We start from the raw sequence: 15983 nt of genomic DNA on the forward strand, positions 1-15983 counted from the left end.
GGCCGCGGCTGCGGAGGCGCCGCACAGCGCGGCGCGCGAAGCCTCGGAGCCGAGCGCGCTCAGAGCGACCAGCGGGCTGATGCCCGTGGGCTGGACCGACTGATGGGCCGAGGCGGCGATCGCGCCGGTAGAACTGGTGCACAGGGCCAAGGCAGCAAGAGCGCCCGCGAACTTCCTGGTAAGACTCACCGAATGCATTGAACGCCTCCTGCTGGCTACTCGGACCCGCCGTTGTAGAATCGAACGGCCCGCCTATGAATGGCTCACTTGTCCAGCACAATGCCCTAAATAGATAGAGGTTCCGGCGCCAAGCGCGTGAAACCGCCATTCTTCTACCGGCAAGAAAAAGGGCCGCACAACGGCGGCCCTTTTGTTCTCACGATGTGAGCCGCTTACGGGCTGAGCGAGATTTCTCCGTCCTCATCGTCGTCCTTCAGCAGATAATAAGCGAGGACGGCCGCGGCGATCCCGGCCAGGGCCAGGAGCAGCGGCGAAATGGCGGGCCCGGCGGCGACCACTGGCACTGGCTCGACGTATGGAGCCGGAGGCGGCCCAACATCGACGATCGGTGGCGCAACCGTGTCAACGACCGGCAGCACGCAGCCCGGAGCGGCGCCCTGAGCGGCGGCAGCAGCGCCGGCAGCGGCGACGGCCGAAGCCCCGCACAGCGCGGCGCGTGACGCGTCGGAGCCGAGCGCGCTCAGCGCGACCAGCGGGCTGATGCTCGAATCGCTCGAGGCATATTGGCTCGAGGCGGCAATCGCCCCGGTAGAACTTGTGCAGAGTGCCAGTGCTGCAAGAGCCCCCGCAAACTTCTTGGAAATACCCGCCGACTGCATTGTATGCCTCCTGTGCTCCGACGATGGCCGTTTAGCTCAATCGTGCCCGCCTGTTAAGGGGATAACATTGAAGCCGTCAATGCGCCAATGCAACTTAGGTTTCCCTAATAATCCTAAGTGACCATAAAAAAAAGGTTTGCGAGGCGGGCGCGCAACAGTTGAAAGGCTCGATTCGGCATTCGACAGGGCTGCACAGGCTCGATTTGCCGCTGCGGAAGGGCAGTGAGTGCACGGATCACAAGCAAAAGCGGCGGCTGGCCAATCGAAGGATTCGCGCCCGACGATTCTGATTTCGGCGAACTCGTGCTGGAACATCGTCAATTTTCGGGCCGGCCTGGTCCGCGCGTTGCGCGACCGCGAATACCGGATCGTCGTCGCGGCGCCGGACGACGAGTATCGCCCGAATCTCGACACTCTCGGAGTGGCGTTCGTGCCGGTGCCGATCAACAGTTCCGGCCTTTCCATGGTCGAGGATCTGCGGCTCGTGGCCCGCTACCTCCAGGTCTTCCGGCAGCTGAGGCCGTTCGCTTTCCTCGGGTTCACCGTAAAGCCGAACATCTACGGATCGCTGGCCGCACGGGCAGTCGGGGCCAAGGTCATCAACAATGTCAGCGGGCTCGGCACGGCCTTCATCAAGCGCGGACCGCTGACGGCGCTGGTTACGGGGCTCTATCGCTTCAGTTTCCGAACCTCTTCAACGATCTTCTTCCAGAACCGCGACGACCTGGAATTGTTCGTCGGCAAGCGAATCGCGCGCTGCGACCAGGCGCAATTGCTGCCCGGCTCGGGGGTCGACCTCGAGCGCTTCAAGGCCGGCTCGGCGGCCGAGACCGAGCGCCCGTTCCGCTTCCTGCTCGTCGGGCGGCTGCTGTGGGACAAGGGCGTCGCCGAATATGTCGAGGCGGCGCGAATCGTCCGGCGCTCGCACCCCGACGTCCGCTTCCAGATGCTCGGATCGATCGCAGCGAACAACCGAACCGCGGTCCCACCGTCGGCTCTGGAACGTTGGCGCGACGAAGGGATCATCGATTATCTTGGAAAGAGCGACGATGTGCGGACGGCGATCGAGCAAGCGGATTGCATCGTTCTCCCCTCGTACCGCGAGGGGCTGCCGCGCGCCTTGCTCGAAGGTTCAGCAATGGGAAAGCCGCTGATCGCCACCGACGTCCCCGGTTGCCGCGACGTGGTTGTCGATGGCAATACGGGGTATCTATGCGCGGAGCGCTCGGCGGATTCACTGGCGGCGGCCATGCTGAAGATGATCGAGACTCCGGCGGTCGAGCGGCTCAGGATGGGCGAGCTCGGACGTCACAAGATCGAGCAGGAGTTTTGCGAGACCCGGGTGATCAGCAAATATCTCGAAGCGCTGGGCTCGCGATGACCGATTCGCCTGCGCGCTTGCAACTTGCTCCCTCCTTCAGGATTTTTGACTAAGTTATGGCTTTCTTTCGCAGTCTGTTCGCCAACGACAGCGGCGCCGCCCAGCCGAGCGTTCCGTCAGGCTATCGAGTCTATGCGATCGGCGACATTCACGGCCGGCTGGACTTGCTGGACGACACTCTGGCGCGGATCGAGGCCGACAACGCCGGTCGCGCGCCCGCGCGAAACATGATCGTCTTCCTTGGCGACCTGATCGACCGTGGTCCGTCTTCGGCGCAGGTGATCGAGCGAGCCCGGACCTATCGCCCGCCCGGAGTCCGGAAGGTGTTCATCAGCGGCAACCACGAAGAGGTGCTGCTCCGGCTGCTGCGCGGCGAAAGCCGCTTTCTCCAAGACTGGCTGAGGTTCGGCGGCGCCGAGTGCGCTCGGAGTTACGGGATCAGCCCGACGGCGCTCAAGCGAATGGACCCGGACCAGGCGGTCGGGATTCTTGCCGACAAGATCCCGAAACAGGACCAGGAGTTCCTCGCCAGCTTCGTCGACACCTTCCGAGTCGGCTCCTATCTGTTCGTCCACGCTGGAGTGCGCCCGGGAGTGCCGCTGCCCGACCAGAAGCAATCGGACCTGCGCTGGATCCGGCAACCGTTCCTGGACAATGACGACGATCACGGATTCATCGTCGTCCATGGCCACACCATCGCCAATCAAATCGACGTCCGCGGCAATCGCATCGGACTGGACACGGGCGCCTATCGGACGGGCGTGCTGACGGCTATGGGTCTCGAAGGCCAGGAGCGCTGGTTCCTCCAAACCGAGGCCAAGAGTTCAACCGGTGCCAATTCGAACCAGGAGCCGCCGCTGGTAGCAAGTCGCGATTTGGGCTGGTAAGGTTAGCGGCTGCATTCCAGGGTACAAGGAGCGTTGCAGTGAGTGATCGATCCGTGCGGACGGCCCGCGCGAAGACTCCGCCAGTCATGCTGGCGGCCGTTGTGGGGATGGCGTTGGTCTCGGCCTGCGCCGACACCAAGGGCGGGCCAATTGCCTATTCCGAAACTTTCTCGGCCCCCGATGCGCCGACGATCGTCCCATTGGAATCCAGCTACAAGATCGCGCCGCTCGACACGATCTCCGTCAAAGTGTTCAAGATGCCCGATCTGTCCGGCGACTATGAAGTCGACCTGACGGGGCAGATTTCGATGCCGCTGATCGGCGAAGTCCAGGCGGTGGAATTGACCACTGCGGAGCTCGATCGGCGGCTCACCGACAAGCTCGGCGAGCGCTATCTCGAAAATCCCGACGTCAGCGTCGGTGTGAAAGCCTCGACCCGCCGAGCCGTCACCGTCGACGGAGCGGTCACCAATTCCGGATCCTATCCAATCACCGGCCCCGTCACTTTGATGCAGGCCGTCGCGCAGGCCGGGGGGACCACGCCCGAGGCGAATGCGCGCCGAGTCGCCGTCTTCCGGCAGATCGGCGGCAAGCGGCAGGCCGCGGCATTCGACCTCGTCGCCATCCGCCGCGGGCAATCCGAGGACCCGGCGATCTATCCCGGTGACATCGTCGTCGTCGACGGTTCGTCGATCAAGGCCGCTCAGAAGCAAATTCTGAACGGCCTGCCGATCCTCTCGATATTCCGGCCGTTCTGAATTACCGCGGGACGCACCGGACCAATGATGAGAAGAGTTTTGCGTGGCGACTGACCTAGCCCTGCCGCCGGATGACCGGTCCGCCGTCGGAGCGTCGCGGCCGCGGCGCGGCGAATTGTTTCCCTATTGGGGCGACGCCCGCAATCGCGAGGACAGCTCGTTCGACCTCGCGACCTTGCTCCGGATCCTCCACGACTGGCGCTGGATGATCCTTGGCTCGGTCGCACTCGGCCTTGCCGCGGCGATCGTCGTGACCTTGTTGACCCAGCCGCTCTACCGGGCCTGGGTGACCCTGGAAGTCAACCCGCCGACGGTCGAAATCCTCGATGAGAAATCCCGCGAGGCGGCTGCCGGCCCCAGCCTGTTCGATTTTCTCGTCACCCAGGCCGGGCTGCTTTCGAGCCGAAGCCTCGCTGAACGGGTCGCGCAGGATCTCAATCTCGCGTCCAATCCGCAGTTCGTCGGCACCGAAGGCGACGCGGCGACGCGCCTGAAGATCGCGACCGCGAAAGTCGCCGGCGGGCTCAGCGTCCAGGCCCCGGAGGAAGGCCAGCTAATCCGGTTTGCCTATGTCTCCGATTCGCCGCAGCTTGCCGCCCAGGTCGCCAATGGACTGGCCGAGAATTTCATCAGCGCGGGCCTGCAGCGCCGGTTCGAGGCTTCGACCTACGCGCGCACCTTCCTGCAGCAGCAGATCGCCAAGACCCGGCGTGATCTCGAGCGCTCCGAGCGGCAAATGGTCCAATACGCCCAGCAGCAAGGCATCCTGGACAGCGACAAGGAGGGCGAAGGGGGCAGCGATGCTGGTTCCCTCCAGAGCGCCTCGATGGTTGCGCTCAACTCGGCCCTTGCCGAAGCGACCGCCCGGCGGATGCAGGCGGAAGCTGCCTATCGCCAGGCTCAGCTCGCCGCGAATTCCGCCGAGGTTAACGAGAACACCCAATCCCTTCGCCAGGCCAAGGCCGTTCTCGAGGCGGAGTATCAGGAAAAGCGGACCCTGATGAAGCCCGAGCACCCGGACATGTTGAGCCTGCGGTCGCGGATTCAGGAACTCGACCGGCAGATCGCTCGTGAAAGAACGCAGGTCGCGAGCGGTCGCACCAATACGTTGCTCGCCGACTACCGGGCCGCCGTGGCCGCGGAACGTTCCCTGCAAAGTCGAGTCGCGCAGCTCAAGGGCTCGGTGCTCAACCTGCGCGGCCGAAGCATCCAGTACAATATCCTGCGGCGCGAGGTGGACACCAACCGCGAACTCTATGATGCCTTGCTCCAGCGCTACAAGGAAATCGGAGTCGCCGGGGGCATCGGCACCACTCCGGTTTCGATCGTCGATCGGGCTGAGGTGCCCGGCGGGCCCTACAAGCCCAATCTGATGTTCAACCTGCTCGTCGGCCTGGCCTTGGGCTTGCTCGGCGGAATCGCCGCCGCGATCGCGCTCGAGATCCTCAACGACACGGTCAAGTCCCGCGAGGACGTGCGCAACAAGCTCGGCCTCGCTTGTCTTGGAGCGATTCCAAAGCGCCGCGGCAAAGGCTCGGTGGTCGAAGACCTCACCGATCCGACGTCCCCGCTGTCCGAGGCCTACTCCGCGGTGCTGGCGGCATTGCGCTTCAGCACCGCCACGGGTGCGCCAAGAACTCTGCTGATCACCAGCAGCCAAGCGTCCGAAGGGAAGTCCTCGTCGGCGCTAGCGCTTGCCCAGAATCATGCGCGGCGCGGAGCGCGGGTGCTGCTGATCGACGCCGACTTGCGGCGACCCGCCTTCAAGGCCGAGTCGAAGGCCAAGGGCCTGACCAAGCTGTTGACCAACGAGGAGCCCATCGCCGAGCACATCACCAGCACCCAGCACGCCAATCTGTGGCTGCTGCCGTGCGGCCCAATCCCTCCCAACCCGGCCGATCTGCTGTCGACGCCGAGGATCAAGCAGATCATGGCCGAGGCTGCCGCGCAGTTCGACTTGGTCGTCGTCGACGGCCCGCCGATGCTCGGGCTCGCGGACGCTTCGCTGCTCGCCTCGGCGTGTCGCAATGCGATGCTGATCATCGAGAGCGGCAAGACCCGGACCCGGGCGGCGCGCGAAGCCGTCGACCGGATCGCGACCGCCGGCGCCCATATCGTCGGGGCAACCCTGACCAAGTCGCTCGAGGAAGCGAGCCATTACGGCTACCGGCTGTACCAGTACACGGCGGTTGCCGATAAAAGGAGCCAGATCGTCTTGATCTCGCAGCCGGACGAGGCCTGAGCGCTCTTTTGCCGTTCGTCGTGCGAGCCATCATCGTCCTTGCCGTCGCGTTCCTGCTCGCGGTGCAGGTTGTGCGGACGGCTCTTGTCGCCGATCCGTCGAAGCGCATAACCCTTGCCCCGGCCCTGTGGCCGTCGCACCCCACGGTGCTGATCAATCAGACCATGGCCGAGATCGGGGCGCATGCGGCTGGCGGGGAAGCACCGCCCCCCGCGACTCTGGCTCGAGTCGACGAGATCGCGCGCAAGGCGCCGCTGGCCGTCGAGCCGTTCCTGATCAAGGGGGCGATGGCCCAGGTCGACGGGCGACAGGAACAGGCGGAGCGCCTCTTCCTGGCCGCCCGGAGCCGCAATCCGCGCTCGGCCGCGGCGCGGTATTTCCTTGCCGAGCGCTATCTTGCAACCGTCCAGGTCGCGCCCGCGCTGGCCGAGATCGCGGCCCTGTCGCGCTTGTTCACCGGGGCGAGGTCGCAGTTCGGGCCGGCGCTCGCCTCCTTTGCCCAGATGCCCGGCACGGTGCCGCAGCTGCGCCGCTTTTTCCGCACGTCGCCCGAGCTTGAGCCCTTCGTCCTCGCGCATCTTGCCGACAATGGGAAGAACGCGGACCTGATCATTGCGTTGTGGGGAAAGCGGCCGGTCGATCCCGAGGCTTCGCCGCCCGAATGGCAGGCGCGGCTGCTGCGCAAGCTGATCGAGCAAGGGCAGTTCGCCAAAGCCTATGCGATCTGGCGGCTGGTCTCCGGAATCGACCGTGGCGCGGGAACGATCTTCAACCCGGGCTTCCGAAAGATCGCCGCTCCGGCGCCGTTCAACTGGGATTTCTCAGCGACCGGCGGGGTCGTCGAGCCCGCGCCGGGCGAGCGGCTGCAGGTCATCTATTACGGCCGCAACCCCGCGGTGCTGGCCGAGCAGCTGCTGATGCTTCCGCCCGGCCGCTACCGGCTTGGGATGGATATCTCGGACGCGCCCGGCGTCGGCGGCGAGATCGCCTGGATCGTGAGCTGCATGCCTCGACCAGAACCGATCTTCCGGCTGCCCATCGATCGCAAGGGCCTGCTGGCCGGGCAATTCACGGTGCCGCAAAACTGCCCGGCGCAGAGGATCCAGCTGGCCGCCTTCCCGGGCGATTTCCCGCAAACGCAGGAGTTCACCATCGGTCGTCTGACGCTGATCAAGGGGCCTGGCGAATGAGGTGGGTGATGCGCTCGGCGGTCGTGCCGGCCTACATTCTGCTGTGTATCGTTCTGGGCGGGAGCGCCCAGGGCTATTGGGGCGCCGCGATCCTGCAGGTCCTTGGAATTGCCATCATCGCCTGGAGCCTGCTCACTCCGGACCGGCTCCGCTTGTCCGGCCCCGCAATGGCGCTGTTCGCGATCGCCGGACTGACCGTGCTGCTGCTGATTGTCCATCTGGTTCCGCTTCCGCCGGGGCTGTGGACAGCCATTCCAGGGCGCGAGCCGATCGCCGAAGGCTATCGGTTGCTCGGGCTGCCTCTGCCTTGGCTGCCGATATCGCTGACGCCTTATGAGACGGCGGCGACGGCTTTGACCTTGCTTCCTCCCTTGGCGGTTCTTGTCGGGATGCTCGTCGCCGGAGCCTATCGAGCAAGCTGGCTCGTCATTGCCATCCTGGTTGGCACGTTCACCTCGGTTCTGCTGGGAGCGCTGCAAGTCAGCAGCGCCGATCCGCTGCAGTCGCCCTGGTATCTGTACCAACGGACCAACCACGGCGTCGCCACCGGGTTTTTCGCCAACAGCAACCACATGGCGACCCTGCTGATTGTCAGCGTGCCATTATTGTTCGCGCTGGTCGCCGAGCTCCGCAAGCGGGCTCAGAATGCAAGGGCCGTATCGGCCATCATGATGCTGGCGGGCGGGTCGATGCTGGTGCTGCTGGCCGGGATCCTGCTCAGCGCATCGCTGGCCGTGCTGCTGCTTGGGCTGCCGGTCATTCTCTTCAGCGCGACGCTGCTGATGGGCGAGGGCAGGCGGCTTCGGGGCCCGCTGATCGCCGCGGGGCTGGTGTCGATCGCCGGGATGGGGGCGGCCTTCCTGACTCCACTGCCGGACGACTTGGTGTCTTCTAACCAGACGTCCTTCGAATCGCGGCGCGACATCTGGTCGGACACCTTTCCGGCGATCGGCGACCATATCACGCTCGGCACGGGCGTCGGCTCATTCGTCCGCGTCTACTCCTTTTATGAGGATCATTCGGCGGTCACCCAGACCTTCATCAATCATGCGCATAACGATTATCTGGAGATCGCGCTGGAGACGGGCATTCCGGGGCTCCTTCTGCTCGTCGCGTTCTTCCTTTGGTGGGGAAGCCGGGCCGTGCCCATCTGGCGGTCGAGGGCGGTCGATCGCTACGCGGTCGCCGCATCGATTGCGTCAGGGGCAATCCTCATTCACAGCATCGTCGATTATCCGCTGCGAACCGCGGCGATCGCCTCGATCATGGCCGCCTGCCTTGCCAAAATGGCGAGGCCCCGAGTCCAGGAAAGCGCCGAAACGCAGGACTTGTGGGCGAGCCCCAGGCACGTCGCCATCTAGCCAGGATCAGGACCGCATGTCGGACAGCTGACGCGACAGCTCGCGCAGCTTGAAGCCCAGGCCCGGCAGCAAGAGCAATTGGGTCAGGTGGATGGTCGCGGTTCCCAGGCGAACGCGGGTCGGCTCCGCCACGCGCGTCATCTGAGCCCAGGCGGCGCGAGCCAGCCAGCGATCGGCTCGCCGGCGGCCCAGCCTTCGCTGAAGGTCGCTGCCGGCGGCGGTGCCGAACGTCGCCGCGGCGAGAAGCAGCGCCTGCGCCGCCGCGCGCCCGGCGCCGAGCTGCTGCGAGCGCTCGAACAGCCTTCCGATCTCTTGGGCGCTGCAATCGTTCAGCAGGCCGGCGAGATCGGCGATCCATTTCAGCCGGAACCAGGCGCTCGAAGCGCCGTGGACGCAGAGGTAAGCGAACAGCTCGTCCGCGGCCAGCGTCGGTAGCTCGATCCCGGGCGAGACCTCGATCTCGCGGCGCGGCGAGTGGACGCCGATCCCGGGGATCAACTGGGGGCTGTCGGCAAGCCGGCTGTGCAATTCCAGAGTCAGACCGTCCGGCGATCGCCAGACCGATTCCTTGCGCTGTCGGTGCCAGCGTTCGAGAGGCGCGGAATCCGTCGCCGCGGGAAGCGTCAAACGGTAGCCGAGTTGATCGAGGAGCGCCGCTGCCCGGGCGATCGAATCGCCGGGCACCAGCACGTCGACGTCGTGGCTCATCTTCACGAACGGGTCGCCGTAGGCGAGCTTGCTGAGCGTCAGGCCCTTGACGAAGAGCAGCGGAATGTCCGCCGCCGTAAACGCGTCGAGCAGCCGCGAGGATTCGCGGGCGGCGCGCAGATTGTGTTCGGCAATCGCCGCGGCGTCTTTCGACAGCGAACGGGCAATTTCGCTCGGCAACGCCAGCGGCAGCGCGCGAAGGCAGCGCTGGACCAGCCCCTCCACGCGGTGGCGACTGCACAGATCGAGGAAGCGCCGCCAGTCCGCCCGTCGGGCCAGCGCGCGGATTTCCTCCCCGTTGGCGCGCGTAAAGCTCCAGCGGCAGCATTCGATGAGCAGCAGGAATTCTATGGTCTTCCGCGACCCTAGCCGATAGTTCACCCGCCTGCTCCGCGCGACCAACCGCCCGGGTTTAGCGGATAACCGGGAAATTGCATCGCACCGGGAATTTCGGAGTTTGAGAACCTGGAGATGAGCAAGCGCAATCTGCTTTCGCGATGGACGCGCATCGGGCAGCGGCGGCAAGCGCTGCTGATCGAAGCGCTGCTGGCAATCGCCGCCGCCTCCGCCGCGGTCCATTTTCGCGCCTTCAAGCGCGCGATCCGCATGGGCTCGCTGCCGCTCACGAATCGGCCGGCGGCGGGCGATATCACGGACGATGTCCGCTGGGCGGTCGAATCCGCAGCACGCAACGTGCCGTGGCGGGCGATGTGCATCCAGCAGGGCCTGGCGCTGCAATGGATGCTCCGGCGGCGGGGCATAGATGCGCGGCTTCATTACGGGATCGCTCGCGACGAGGTCGGCGAGCTCCAGGCCCATGTCTGGGTCGCGGCCGGCGACGCGGTGGTGATCGGCGGCGCCCAGGCACCACGGTTCAAGTGCGTAGCGACCTACCCGTGAGCGGCCGTGCGATGGCCCCGACCAAGTTCCAATATTCGGTTTTCGGCCTCCGTCTTCAAAGCGATCTTCAGCTACCCGAGCTCCTCGAGGCGGACGCGTCCAGCCGCTCGCAAGTCACGGTCCGGGTCGGCAAGGTTCCCGACGCTCCGGCCCCCGGTCCCGGACCGCACCCGACCGACGGCGGGCTGCTGTTGGTGATCGACGAAGTCGCCTGCTATTTCGTCAAGGACGGATCAGAGATCATCGTCGAACCGGAACCCGACGTTCCCGACGCCAACGTGCGGCTGTTCCTGCTCGGCTCGGCGATGGGCGCGCTGCTGCATCAGCGCGGGTTGCTTCCGCTTCACGCCAATGCGGTCGAAGTCGAAGGCCGGGCCTATGCGTTCATGGGCGAGTCCGGCGCCGGCAAGTCGACGATGGCAGCCTGGTTTCACGACCGCGGGTTCCGCATCGTCGCCGATGATGTCTGCGTGGTCGATTTTGCCGACGGTGCCCGAGCGCAGATCCGCCCGGGGATCTCGCGTTTGCGGCTGTGGCGCGACACGCTCGACGCCACTGGAAGGGACGCAGCCGACCATCAGCGGTCATTCTTCGGCGATGACGCCCCCGATAAATATGACGTGCCGCTGGCCAGGCCGTGCTCGACGGACGAAGCGATCCCGCTGGCTGCGGTCTATCTGCTCGAGCGAGGCGAATCGCTGGCCATCGAGCCGCTGACCGGGCTCGTCGCGGCCGAGGCGATCTTCGCCAACACCTACCGAGGCGCCTATGTGCCGCTAACCCGAAGCAGCCACGATCATTGGTCGGCATCCGTGAAGCTCGTGCGCAATACTCCCGTCTTCTGCGCCAAACGGCGGTGGGGCCTTGAAGACCTGGCCGAGCAATATTCGGCCTTGCTCGAGCATGCGCTGCAGGTGCGTCGGCCGTGATCTAACCACGTCCGCAGGAGAGTCGGTCCGCCTAATTGGTTCCGCGGACCTTGCGCATGAAGTGACCTGCCGAAATGCCGCGCAACAGGCCGAGCCGATAGCGATCGCTCACCTCAGACCGGTTCCAGTTGTGTTCGGGCCAGGAATCCAGGGCATCCTTGAGCCAGCCGATGTCCAGCGCCTGGTTCGCGTCCGCGCATCGCGCGATCATCTCCACTTCCCGTTCCACCTCGGGGCGAGCCCGGTCCAAGGCTTCGTACCAGTCGGCCGACTGATAGCCGCGCACTTTCGATTCGGTGACCTGCGGTGGCAGCCGGTCGCTGAAGGCGCGGCGAGCGAGCGAGCGCGGAACGCCGCCGCGGACAAATTCCTGCACGGGGGTCGCCAGGCAATATTCGATCACTCTCTTGTCCGCGGTGGGGTCTCGTACGCTCAACCCCCACTCCGCCAGCACGCCCTTGTAGGCATTGCCGCCATCGGTGTCGGCGCAGGCCCGCAACCGCATTCCGTAAGGATCATCCCGCGGGCGTCCCGACAGGTCGGCTGAACGTGCCTTCCTCTTTCGCTGCAATTGCGAAAGGGCTCCACGGCTGACCGCCGAGAAGTCCATTGGTCCGGCCGTTCTTCCGGTCAGCCGCCGCAATCCCTGCCAGAGCGGTGCCGGCACGAAGGGCCCGACGGTTTGAGCCCCAAGCTCCAAGAGCGGAACGCCGTTGCGGGCCAGCTGCAGAGCGCACCCGGCCAACTTCAGCAATTGCCCGCGCGACAGTAGAAAAGGGAGCCACTCGAGCCCGGAGTAGCTCGACGTCAAATTACCGAAGGATGCCTTGAATATCGTGTTCGAGCCGCTGGAGCGGGCGGCACTGCTGATCGCCTGTCCCCAGACCGCATTGGCGAGGTTAGCGCCGGGCTGCTGCTGATAGAGGAAGATCCGATCAAGCCACTTTAATGGCGATTCACCTGAGTTCTCGACCAGCACATGATCGATATTCGGGTACATCCGGGCGGTTGCGGCGGCGAGTTCCGCCTCGTTGGCGACGGTTCCCGGTGGCGTGCGGCCCGCAAATCCAGGGCGCGGAACTGCGGTGAATGCGATTACTTTTCCCGCGGGAAGAAGCCGGGCGACAGTCGCAGTTACCATCGAGCTGTCGAGGCCACCGCTGAGCTGCGTTGCGACGGTGTTGCCGACGCCGCGCAGTTGAGCCTTCACCGCCTGGTCGACAACGGCTCGCAGGCCTTGTTCGTACTCCTCTGGCCTGGCGGCTGAAGACGATGGACCCGGCGGCCGCCAATATCCGTGCGCCTCCAGTCCCTGGCGGGTGACGCGAAGAAGATGGGCTGGTTCGACGCGCTCGATGCCCTTGAAATAGCTCCGTCGGCCAGCTCGAGGGAGCAGGGCCAGGCGTTCGGCCATGAATTCCGAATCGAAGTCATAAGGCACATCTTCCAGCGCGTGCAGGCCGCTCGGCATTGACGCGAAGGCGAAGAAGTCTTTGCCTCGATGGAAGTAAAGGGGTCGCAGGCCCAGTATATCGCGGCCGAGCAGCAAGTGCTGTCGCGCGCCGTCCCAGAAGGCGAAAGCGAACTCGCCCACCCAATGCTCAATGGCCGAATCGCCCCATCTGAGAAGCGATTCAAACAGCAGTGACGAGTCAGACAGGCGCGCTTGAGTTGCGGACGCGATACCGAGCCGCGCCGCCAGCTCCGGCCGGTTGTCCAGGCGGACATCTGCAACAAAACGACAGTTCGCGCGGGATAGCGGGCCCTGGTCGAACGCATCCTCGGGCAGCAGCGCAAAAAGATTACGCCCCAGCGCTAGCGAGCCGTTTTCGTCTTGCGCCCGCTTGCTTCCGTAGGCGGCCTGGCCCTGGAGCATTCGACCGCAAAATTGCCGAACTGGCCGGGGTTCAAACGACCAAAAGCCAGCAATCGCCGTCAGTATGTGTCTCCGTCAGGCGCGAATCAGAGTGGCGATTGAACGCTTCCAGGGACGCGGGTTATCGGTCCCAGTCCACAGATAGGGGTCAGGAATTGTTTCGAGCTGTACCCGGGTCGCCGTCGTCCCGCGGGCCAGTGTTGACCTCGGCGGCGCCAGCCTCCAGTTGCCGCACGGTGGGCTTCACCCACTTGGCCTTCGGCCTGGTCAGGGAACCCTTAGCTTCGAACCTGTTACTCATCTCAGCTCCTCGTGTTCAGCAGACCACTAGTATAGGCGCGACGCGCTGACAACTCGCAAGTGAGCCAAAATGTGCACGCGGTGAGTCGATTTTCTCGGCAATTCAGCCGCTAAGGCAACTCGCCTAAAGGATCAGTGCAGACCTTTCAGCGGCGAATCCGGATCAGCCCTCGTTCCACCAGGTCGTCGAGCAACTCACGCAGTTCGGCGCGGCATTGCTCGCTGTCCACGTCGTATTCGGCGAGGAGTGCTCCGTGAAGCTCGTCGAAGGATTTCGGGCCGACCAGCTGGCGCCAAACGCCCGTCGCCACGGAATTGAAGCCGAAGCAATGGCCGCCTTCGGCATCAAGCGCCAGCAACTCGTCGCCGAGGTCGGCCTCGAGAAGTTGGGTTGCTCGTTCGTACACAGGCTCGCTTATTGGCGGCTCCTTACACGGCCCGCAAGGGACAGCTTCGTTAGCGCGGAGGTTGACCGCTCGCGCGTTCGCGTCTCGTCGCGCCGTCTTGGACGGCTTGCCCGCGGATGCGCGCGAGCGGCCGCAGTTTCATCGGCAAAACAACCGGTCCGGAGTGGATACAAGACCAAGCTCGGGTTAACGCCGCCCAGCCAGTGAGGTCCTTCACCGCGAAGGACACATCCATGAAAATCCTCAAGATCTTCGTTTCCGTCACGCTCGTCGCGACTGTGTACGGCCACGCGCCCGCCAGTGCCGATCCCGGCCAGACCATGGAGCGCTGCCGGATGGATTTCCCGGTACGGTGGGTCGCTTGGCAATTCATCCCTTGCTGGGCCGCCCGCGTCTGGATGTAAGCGCGACACCCTCCCGGCCGGCACAGCGAGCTTGGCACTGAAGGCCGGATGATCTCAAGCCACGCGCGCAACGGCTATTCGCTACCAAGTCTGCCTGCTGTCTCGAGGTCGGAGCTCTGCGCTCCCGTTCAGGTGCCCCTGCGGGCCGGGACCGTGATCTTGACGGTCTCGCCCGAGCGGCCCGGGAAGCCGGTGAACAATGCCTCGATCAAATTGGGGACCAGCACTCCCGCCTCGTCGGTCTGGGAGCGCGCCTGGGCCTTGCCCTGGAACAGCGGCGCATTGTCGCTCTTGCGGACGATGTCGAGCTCGAGATAGCTCTTGTAGACGGTGTAGTTGCGGATCGGCCCGCGATAGCCCGGACCGTAGCCGGCGTAGGGCGAGCTGTACCAGTACGGGTCGTCCCAGCCGTAGTAGAACGGCGAACGGGCGCCCCAATAGCCGCCGTAGCGCGAGTAATAGGGCCGACCGAAATAGCGCGAGCGCGGGTCGTGATAGCCGCCGTAGCGCGGATCATAGCCGCCGACGCGGGGATCATAATAGCCGCTGTAAAACGGGTCGTAGAGCCCGCCGTAGCGCGAGCGGTAGAGCGGGTCGGCATAACCGTTGTAGCCGTATCCGTAACGCGATCGCGCGTAGGGGTCGTCCGTTTCCTCGCTCGAGCCTTCGTCGACGCCATAGTCGAGGCGCACGATCATGCTCGCCAGTTGCGGCGCACCGGCCGGAGTATAGCCCTTGGCCTGGAGGTGCTGCGCGACGAGAGCCGCATAGCGGTTGAACTCGAGCGTGCGCTGAGCGCCCTCGATCGGCACGACATGGAATGTCTGCCCGGCGGGAACCGGCATTGCCTGGTAACGCGAAACCTGGGTCGGAAGGCCGGCCGCGCAACCGGCAAGGCCAAGCCCGCCGACTCCGAGAAGCAATGCGCCGGCCAGCTTGCGGATGAAGTTCATGGTGACGCCCTTTGAGCTCGAAAGCGACTCGAAAAACCGTGGATAACCGGGCGCTTACTAGCAAAAACCGGCTCGATTGTCGATCAGTCGTGGCGTCGCCGGGTCAGGCCGACTGAGTCATAGGCTTGGGTCAGGGTCGGGGCCGCGAGCGCGGCCGCCTTGGCCGCTCCATCCTCGAGCAAAGTATCGAGCATCGCCGGGTTCTTGCGGAATTCCTCGAGGCGCGCTCGAAGCGGCGTCAGGAGCGCAATCAAGGCATCGGCCAGCGCCGGCTTGAACGCCCCGAAGCCCTGCCCGGCAAAGTCCGCCAGCACCTGCTCGACGCTTGTCCCGGTGACCGCCGCGTACATCCCGACCAGGTTGCGCGCTTCGGGTCGCCGGTCGAGCAGCGCCGGATCGTCGGGCAGCGGCTCGGGATCGGTCTTCGCCTTGCGGATCTTCTGGGCCACCAGGTCGTCGCTGTCCGACAGGTTGATGCGGCTCATGTCCGAAGGGTCCGATTTGGACATCTTGGCAGTGCCGTCGCGCAGCGACATCACCCGGGCCGCCGAGCCGCCGCCGATGAATGGCTCGGGCGGGACGAACAGCTCGACATCGAAGTCGGTGTTGAACTTGATGGCGATGTCGCGCGCGAGCTCGATATGCTGCTTCTGGTCATCGCCGACCGGCACGTGGGTCGCGCGATAGAGCAGGATGTCGGCCGCCTGCAGCACTGGGTATGCAAACAGGCCGAGCGACGAGCCTTCGCGGTTCTTGCCCGCCTTGTCCTTCCATTGGGTCATCCGGTTGAGCCAGCCCATGCGAGCCGTGCAACTCAAGACCCAGGCGAGCTCCGCATGGGCGGGGAC

General features: G+C 65.1%; 16 protein-coding genes. 9 read left to right on the forward strand and 7 right to left on the reverse strand.

The genetic code is table 11. The features are described 5' to 3' along the window. Together H0T81_RS10725 and H0T81_RS10730 are read right to left on the reverse strand one after the other, a co-directional pair. Positions 1 to 198: hypothetical protein (locus H0T81_RS10725; protein ID WP_294012882.1), on the reverse strand; the 198-nt coding region annotated here is incomplete at its 3' end. Positions 199 to 392: 194 nt separating this feature from the next. Further along, on the reverse strand, positions 393 to 839 hold the full coding sequence (locus tag H0T81_RS10730) for a hypothetical protein (protein ID WP_294012885.1): 447 nt from the start codon (positions 837 to 839) through the stop codon (positions 393 to 395). Positions 840 to 1065: 226 nt separating this feature from the next. Between H0T81_RS10730 and H0T81_RS10735 the strand changes: the two genes are divergently transcribed. From H0T81_RS10735 to H0T81_RS10760, 6 genes are read left to right on the forward strand one after another with little or no spacing between them, the layout of a single operon-like run. Further along, positions 1066 to 2220 carry a glycosyltransferase family 4 protein gene (locus tag H0T81_RS10735; protein ID WP_294012888.1) on the forward strand — a complete coding sequence of 385 codons (1155 nt, stop codon included), beginning with the start codon at positions 1066 to 1068 and terminating at the stop codon, positions 2218 to 2220. Between the two features lie 56 nt (positions 2221 to 2276). Further along, positions 2277 to 3107 (forward strand): metallophosphoesterase, encoded by an 831-nt coding sequence (locus tag H0T81_RS10740; protein WP_294012891.1) that lies wholly within the window; start codon positions 2277 to 2279, stop codon positions 3105 to 3107. Positions 3108 to 3145: 38 nt separating this feature from the next. Beyond that, a complete protein-coding gene (locus H0T81_RS10745) occupies positions 3146 to 3865 on the forward strand; it encodes a polysaccharide biosynthesis/export family protein (protein ID WP_294012893.1) in 720 nt (239 codons plus the stop codon). 43 nt (positions 3866 to 3908) lie between these two features. Next, entirely contained in the window at positions 3909 to 6107 is a 2199-nt protein-coding gene (locus H0T81_RS10750) for a polysaccharide biosynthesis tyrosine autokinase (protein WP_294012896.1), read from the forward strand. 8 nt (positions 6108 to 6115) lie between these two features. Continuing rightward, complete coding sequence (locus H0T81_RS10755; protein ID WP_294012899.1) at positions 6116 to 7297, forward strand: hypothetical protein; 1182 nt, start codon at positions 6116 to 6118, stop codon at positions 7295 to 7297. After that, positions 7294 to 8658, forward strand: coding sequence for an O-antigen ligase family protein (locus H0T81_RS10760; RefSeq protein ID WP_294012901.1), 1365 nt, complete (start codon positions 7294 to 7296; stop codon positions 8656 to 8658). The genes H0T81_RS10755 and H0T81_RS10760 overlap by 4 nt, the downstream gene beginning before the upstream one ends. 6 nt (positions 8659 to 8664) lie before the next feature. Here the strand turns inward: H0T81_RS10760 and H0T81_RS10765 are convergent, their stop codons facing one another. Then, entirely contained in the window at positions 8665 to 9747 is a 1083-nt protein-coding gene (locus tag H0T81_RS10765) for a nucleotidyltransferase family protein (RefSeq protein WP_294012903.1), read from the reverse strand. 90 nt (positions 9748 to 9837) lie between these two features. Here H0T81_RS10765 and H0T81_RS10770 point away from each other — a divergent pair, with 90 nt between their 5' ends. Beyond that, positions 9838 to 10266, forward strand: a complete 429-nt coding sequence (locus tag H0T81_RS10770; protein WP_294012905.1) for a lasso peptide biosynthesis B2 protein — start codon at positions 9838 to 9840, stop codon at positions 10264 to 10266. 11 nt (positions 10267 to 10277) lie between these two features. After that, positions 10278 to 11195, forward strand: a complete 918-nt coding sequence (locus tag H0T81_RS10775) for a hypothetical protein (RefSeq protein WP_294012908.1) — start codon at positions 10278 to 10280, stop codon at positions 11193 to 11195. Positions 11196 to 11226: 31 nt separating this feature from the next. Here H0T81_RS10775 and H0T81_RS10780 read toward each other — a convergent pair whose 3' ends face one another. Beyond that, positions 11227 to 13071 (reverse strand): asparagine synthase-related protein, encoded by a 1845-nt coding sequence (locus H0T81_RS10780; protein WP_294012911.1) that lies wholly within the window; start codon positions 13069 to 13071, stop codon positions 11227 to 11229. A 446-nt stretch (positions 13072 to 13517) separates the two neighbouring features. Further along, a complete protein-coding gene (locus tag H0T81_RS10785) occupies positions 13518 to 13778 on the reverse strand; it encodes a PqqD family protein (RefSeq protein WP_294012913.1) in 261 nt (86 codons plus the stop codon). Between the two features lie 233 nt (positions 13779 to 14011). On the opposite strand from H0T81_RS10785, the gene H0T81_RS10790 reads away from it, so the two are divergent. Beyond that, entirely contained in the window at positions 14012 to 14182 is a 171-nt protein-coding gene (locus H0T81_RS10790) for a hypothetical protein (protein WP_294012918.1), read from the forward strand. Positions 14183 to 14310: 128 nt separating this feature from the next. Here H0T81_RS10790 and H0T81_RS10795 read toward each other — a convergent pair whose 3' ends face one another. Both H0T81_RS10795 and trpS read right to left on the reverse strand, forming a co-directional pair. Beyond that, positions 14311 to 15135, reverse strand: coding sequence for a DUF4136 domain-containing protein (locus tag H0T81_RS10795; protein ID WP_294012921.1), 825 nt, complete (start codon positions 15133 to 15135; stop codon positions 14311 to 14313). A gap of 83 nt (positions 15136 to 15218) precedes the next feature. Then, positions 15219 to 15983 (reverse strand): tryptophan--tRNA ligase (gene trpS / locus H0T81_RS10800; protein ID WP_294012924.1); only part of this gene is annotated, 765 nt, incomplete at its 5' end.

Origin of the sequence: Sphingomonas sp. (genome assembly GCF_013812825.1) — a bacterium.
Classification (GTDB): Bacteria; Pseudomonadota; Alphaproteobacteria; order Sphingomonadales; family Sphingomonadaceae; genus Sphingomicrobium.

Coding starts and splice junctions, on each gene's coding strand:
- H0T81_RS10730 (WP_294012885.1), bottom strand. CDS start 839: ATGCAGTCGGCGGGTATTTCCAAGAAGTTTGCGGGGGCTCTTGCAGCA.
- H0T81_RS10740 (WP_294012891.1), top strand. CDS start 2,277: ATGGCTTTCTTTCGCAGTCTGTTCGCCAACGACAGCGGCGCCGCCCAG.
- H0T81_RS10760 (WP_294012901.1), top strand. CDS start 7,294: ATGAGGTGGGTGATGCGCTCGGCGGTCGTGCCGGCCTACATTCTGCTG.
- H0T81_RS10770 (WP_294012905.1), top strand. CDS start 9,838: ATGAGCAAGCGCAATCTGCTTTCGCGATGGACGCGCATCGGGCAGCGG.
- H0T81_RS10775 (WP_294012908.1), top strand. CDS start 10,278: ATGGCCCCGACCAAGTTCCAATATTCGGTTTTCGGCCTCCGTCTTCAA.
- H0T81_RS10780 (WP_294012911.1), bottom strand. CDS start 13,071: ATGCTCCAGGGCCAGGCCGCCTACGGAAGCAAGCGGGCGCAAGACGAA.
- H0T81_RS10790 (WP_294012918.1), top strand. CDS start 14,012: ATGAAAATCCTCAAGATCTTCGTTTCCGTCACGCTCGTCGCGACTGTG.
- H0T81_RS10795 (WP_294012921.1), bottom strand. CDS start 15,135: ATGAACTTCATCCGCAAGCTGGCCGGCGCATTGCTTCTCGGAGTCGGC.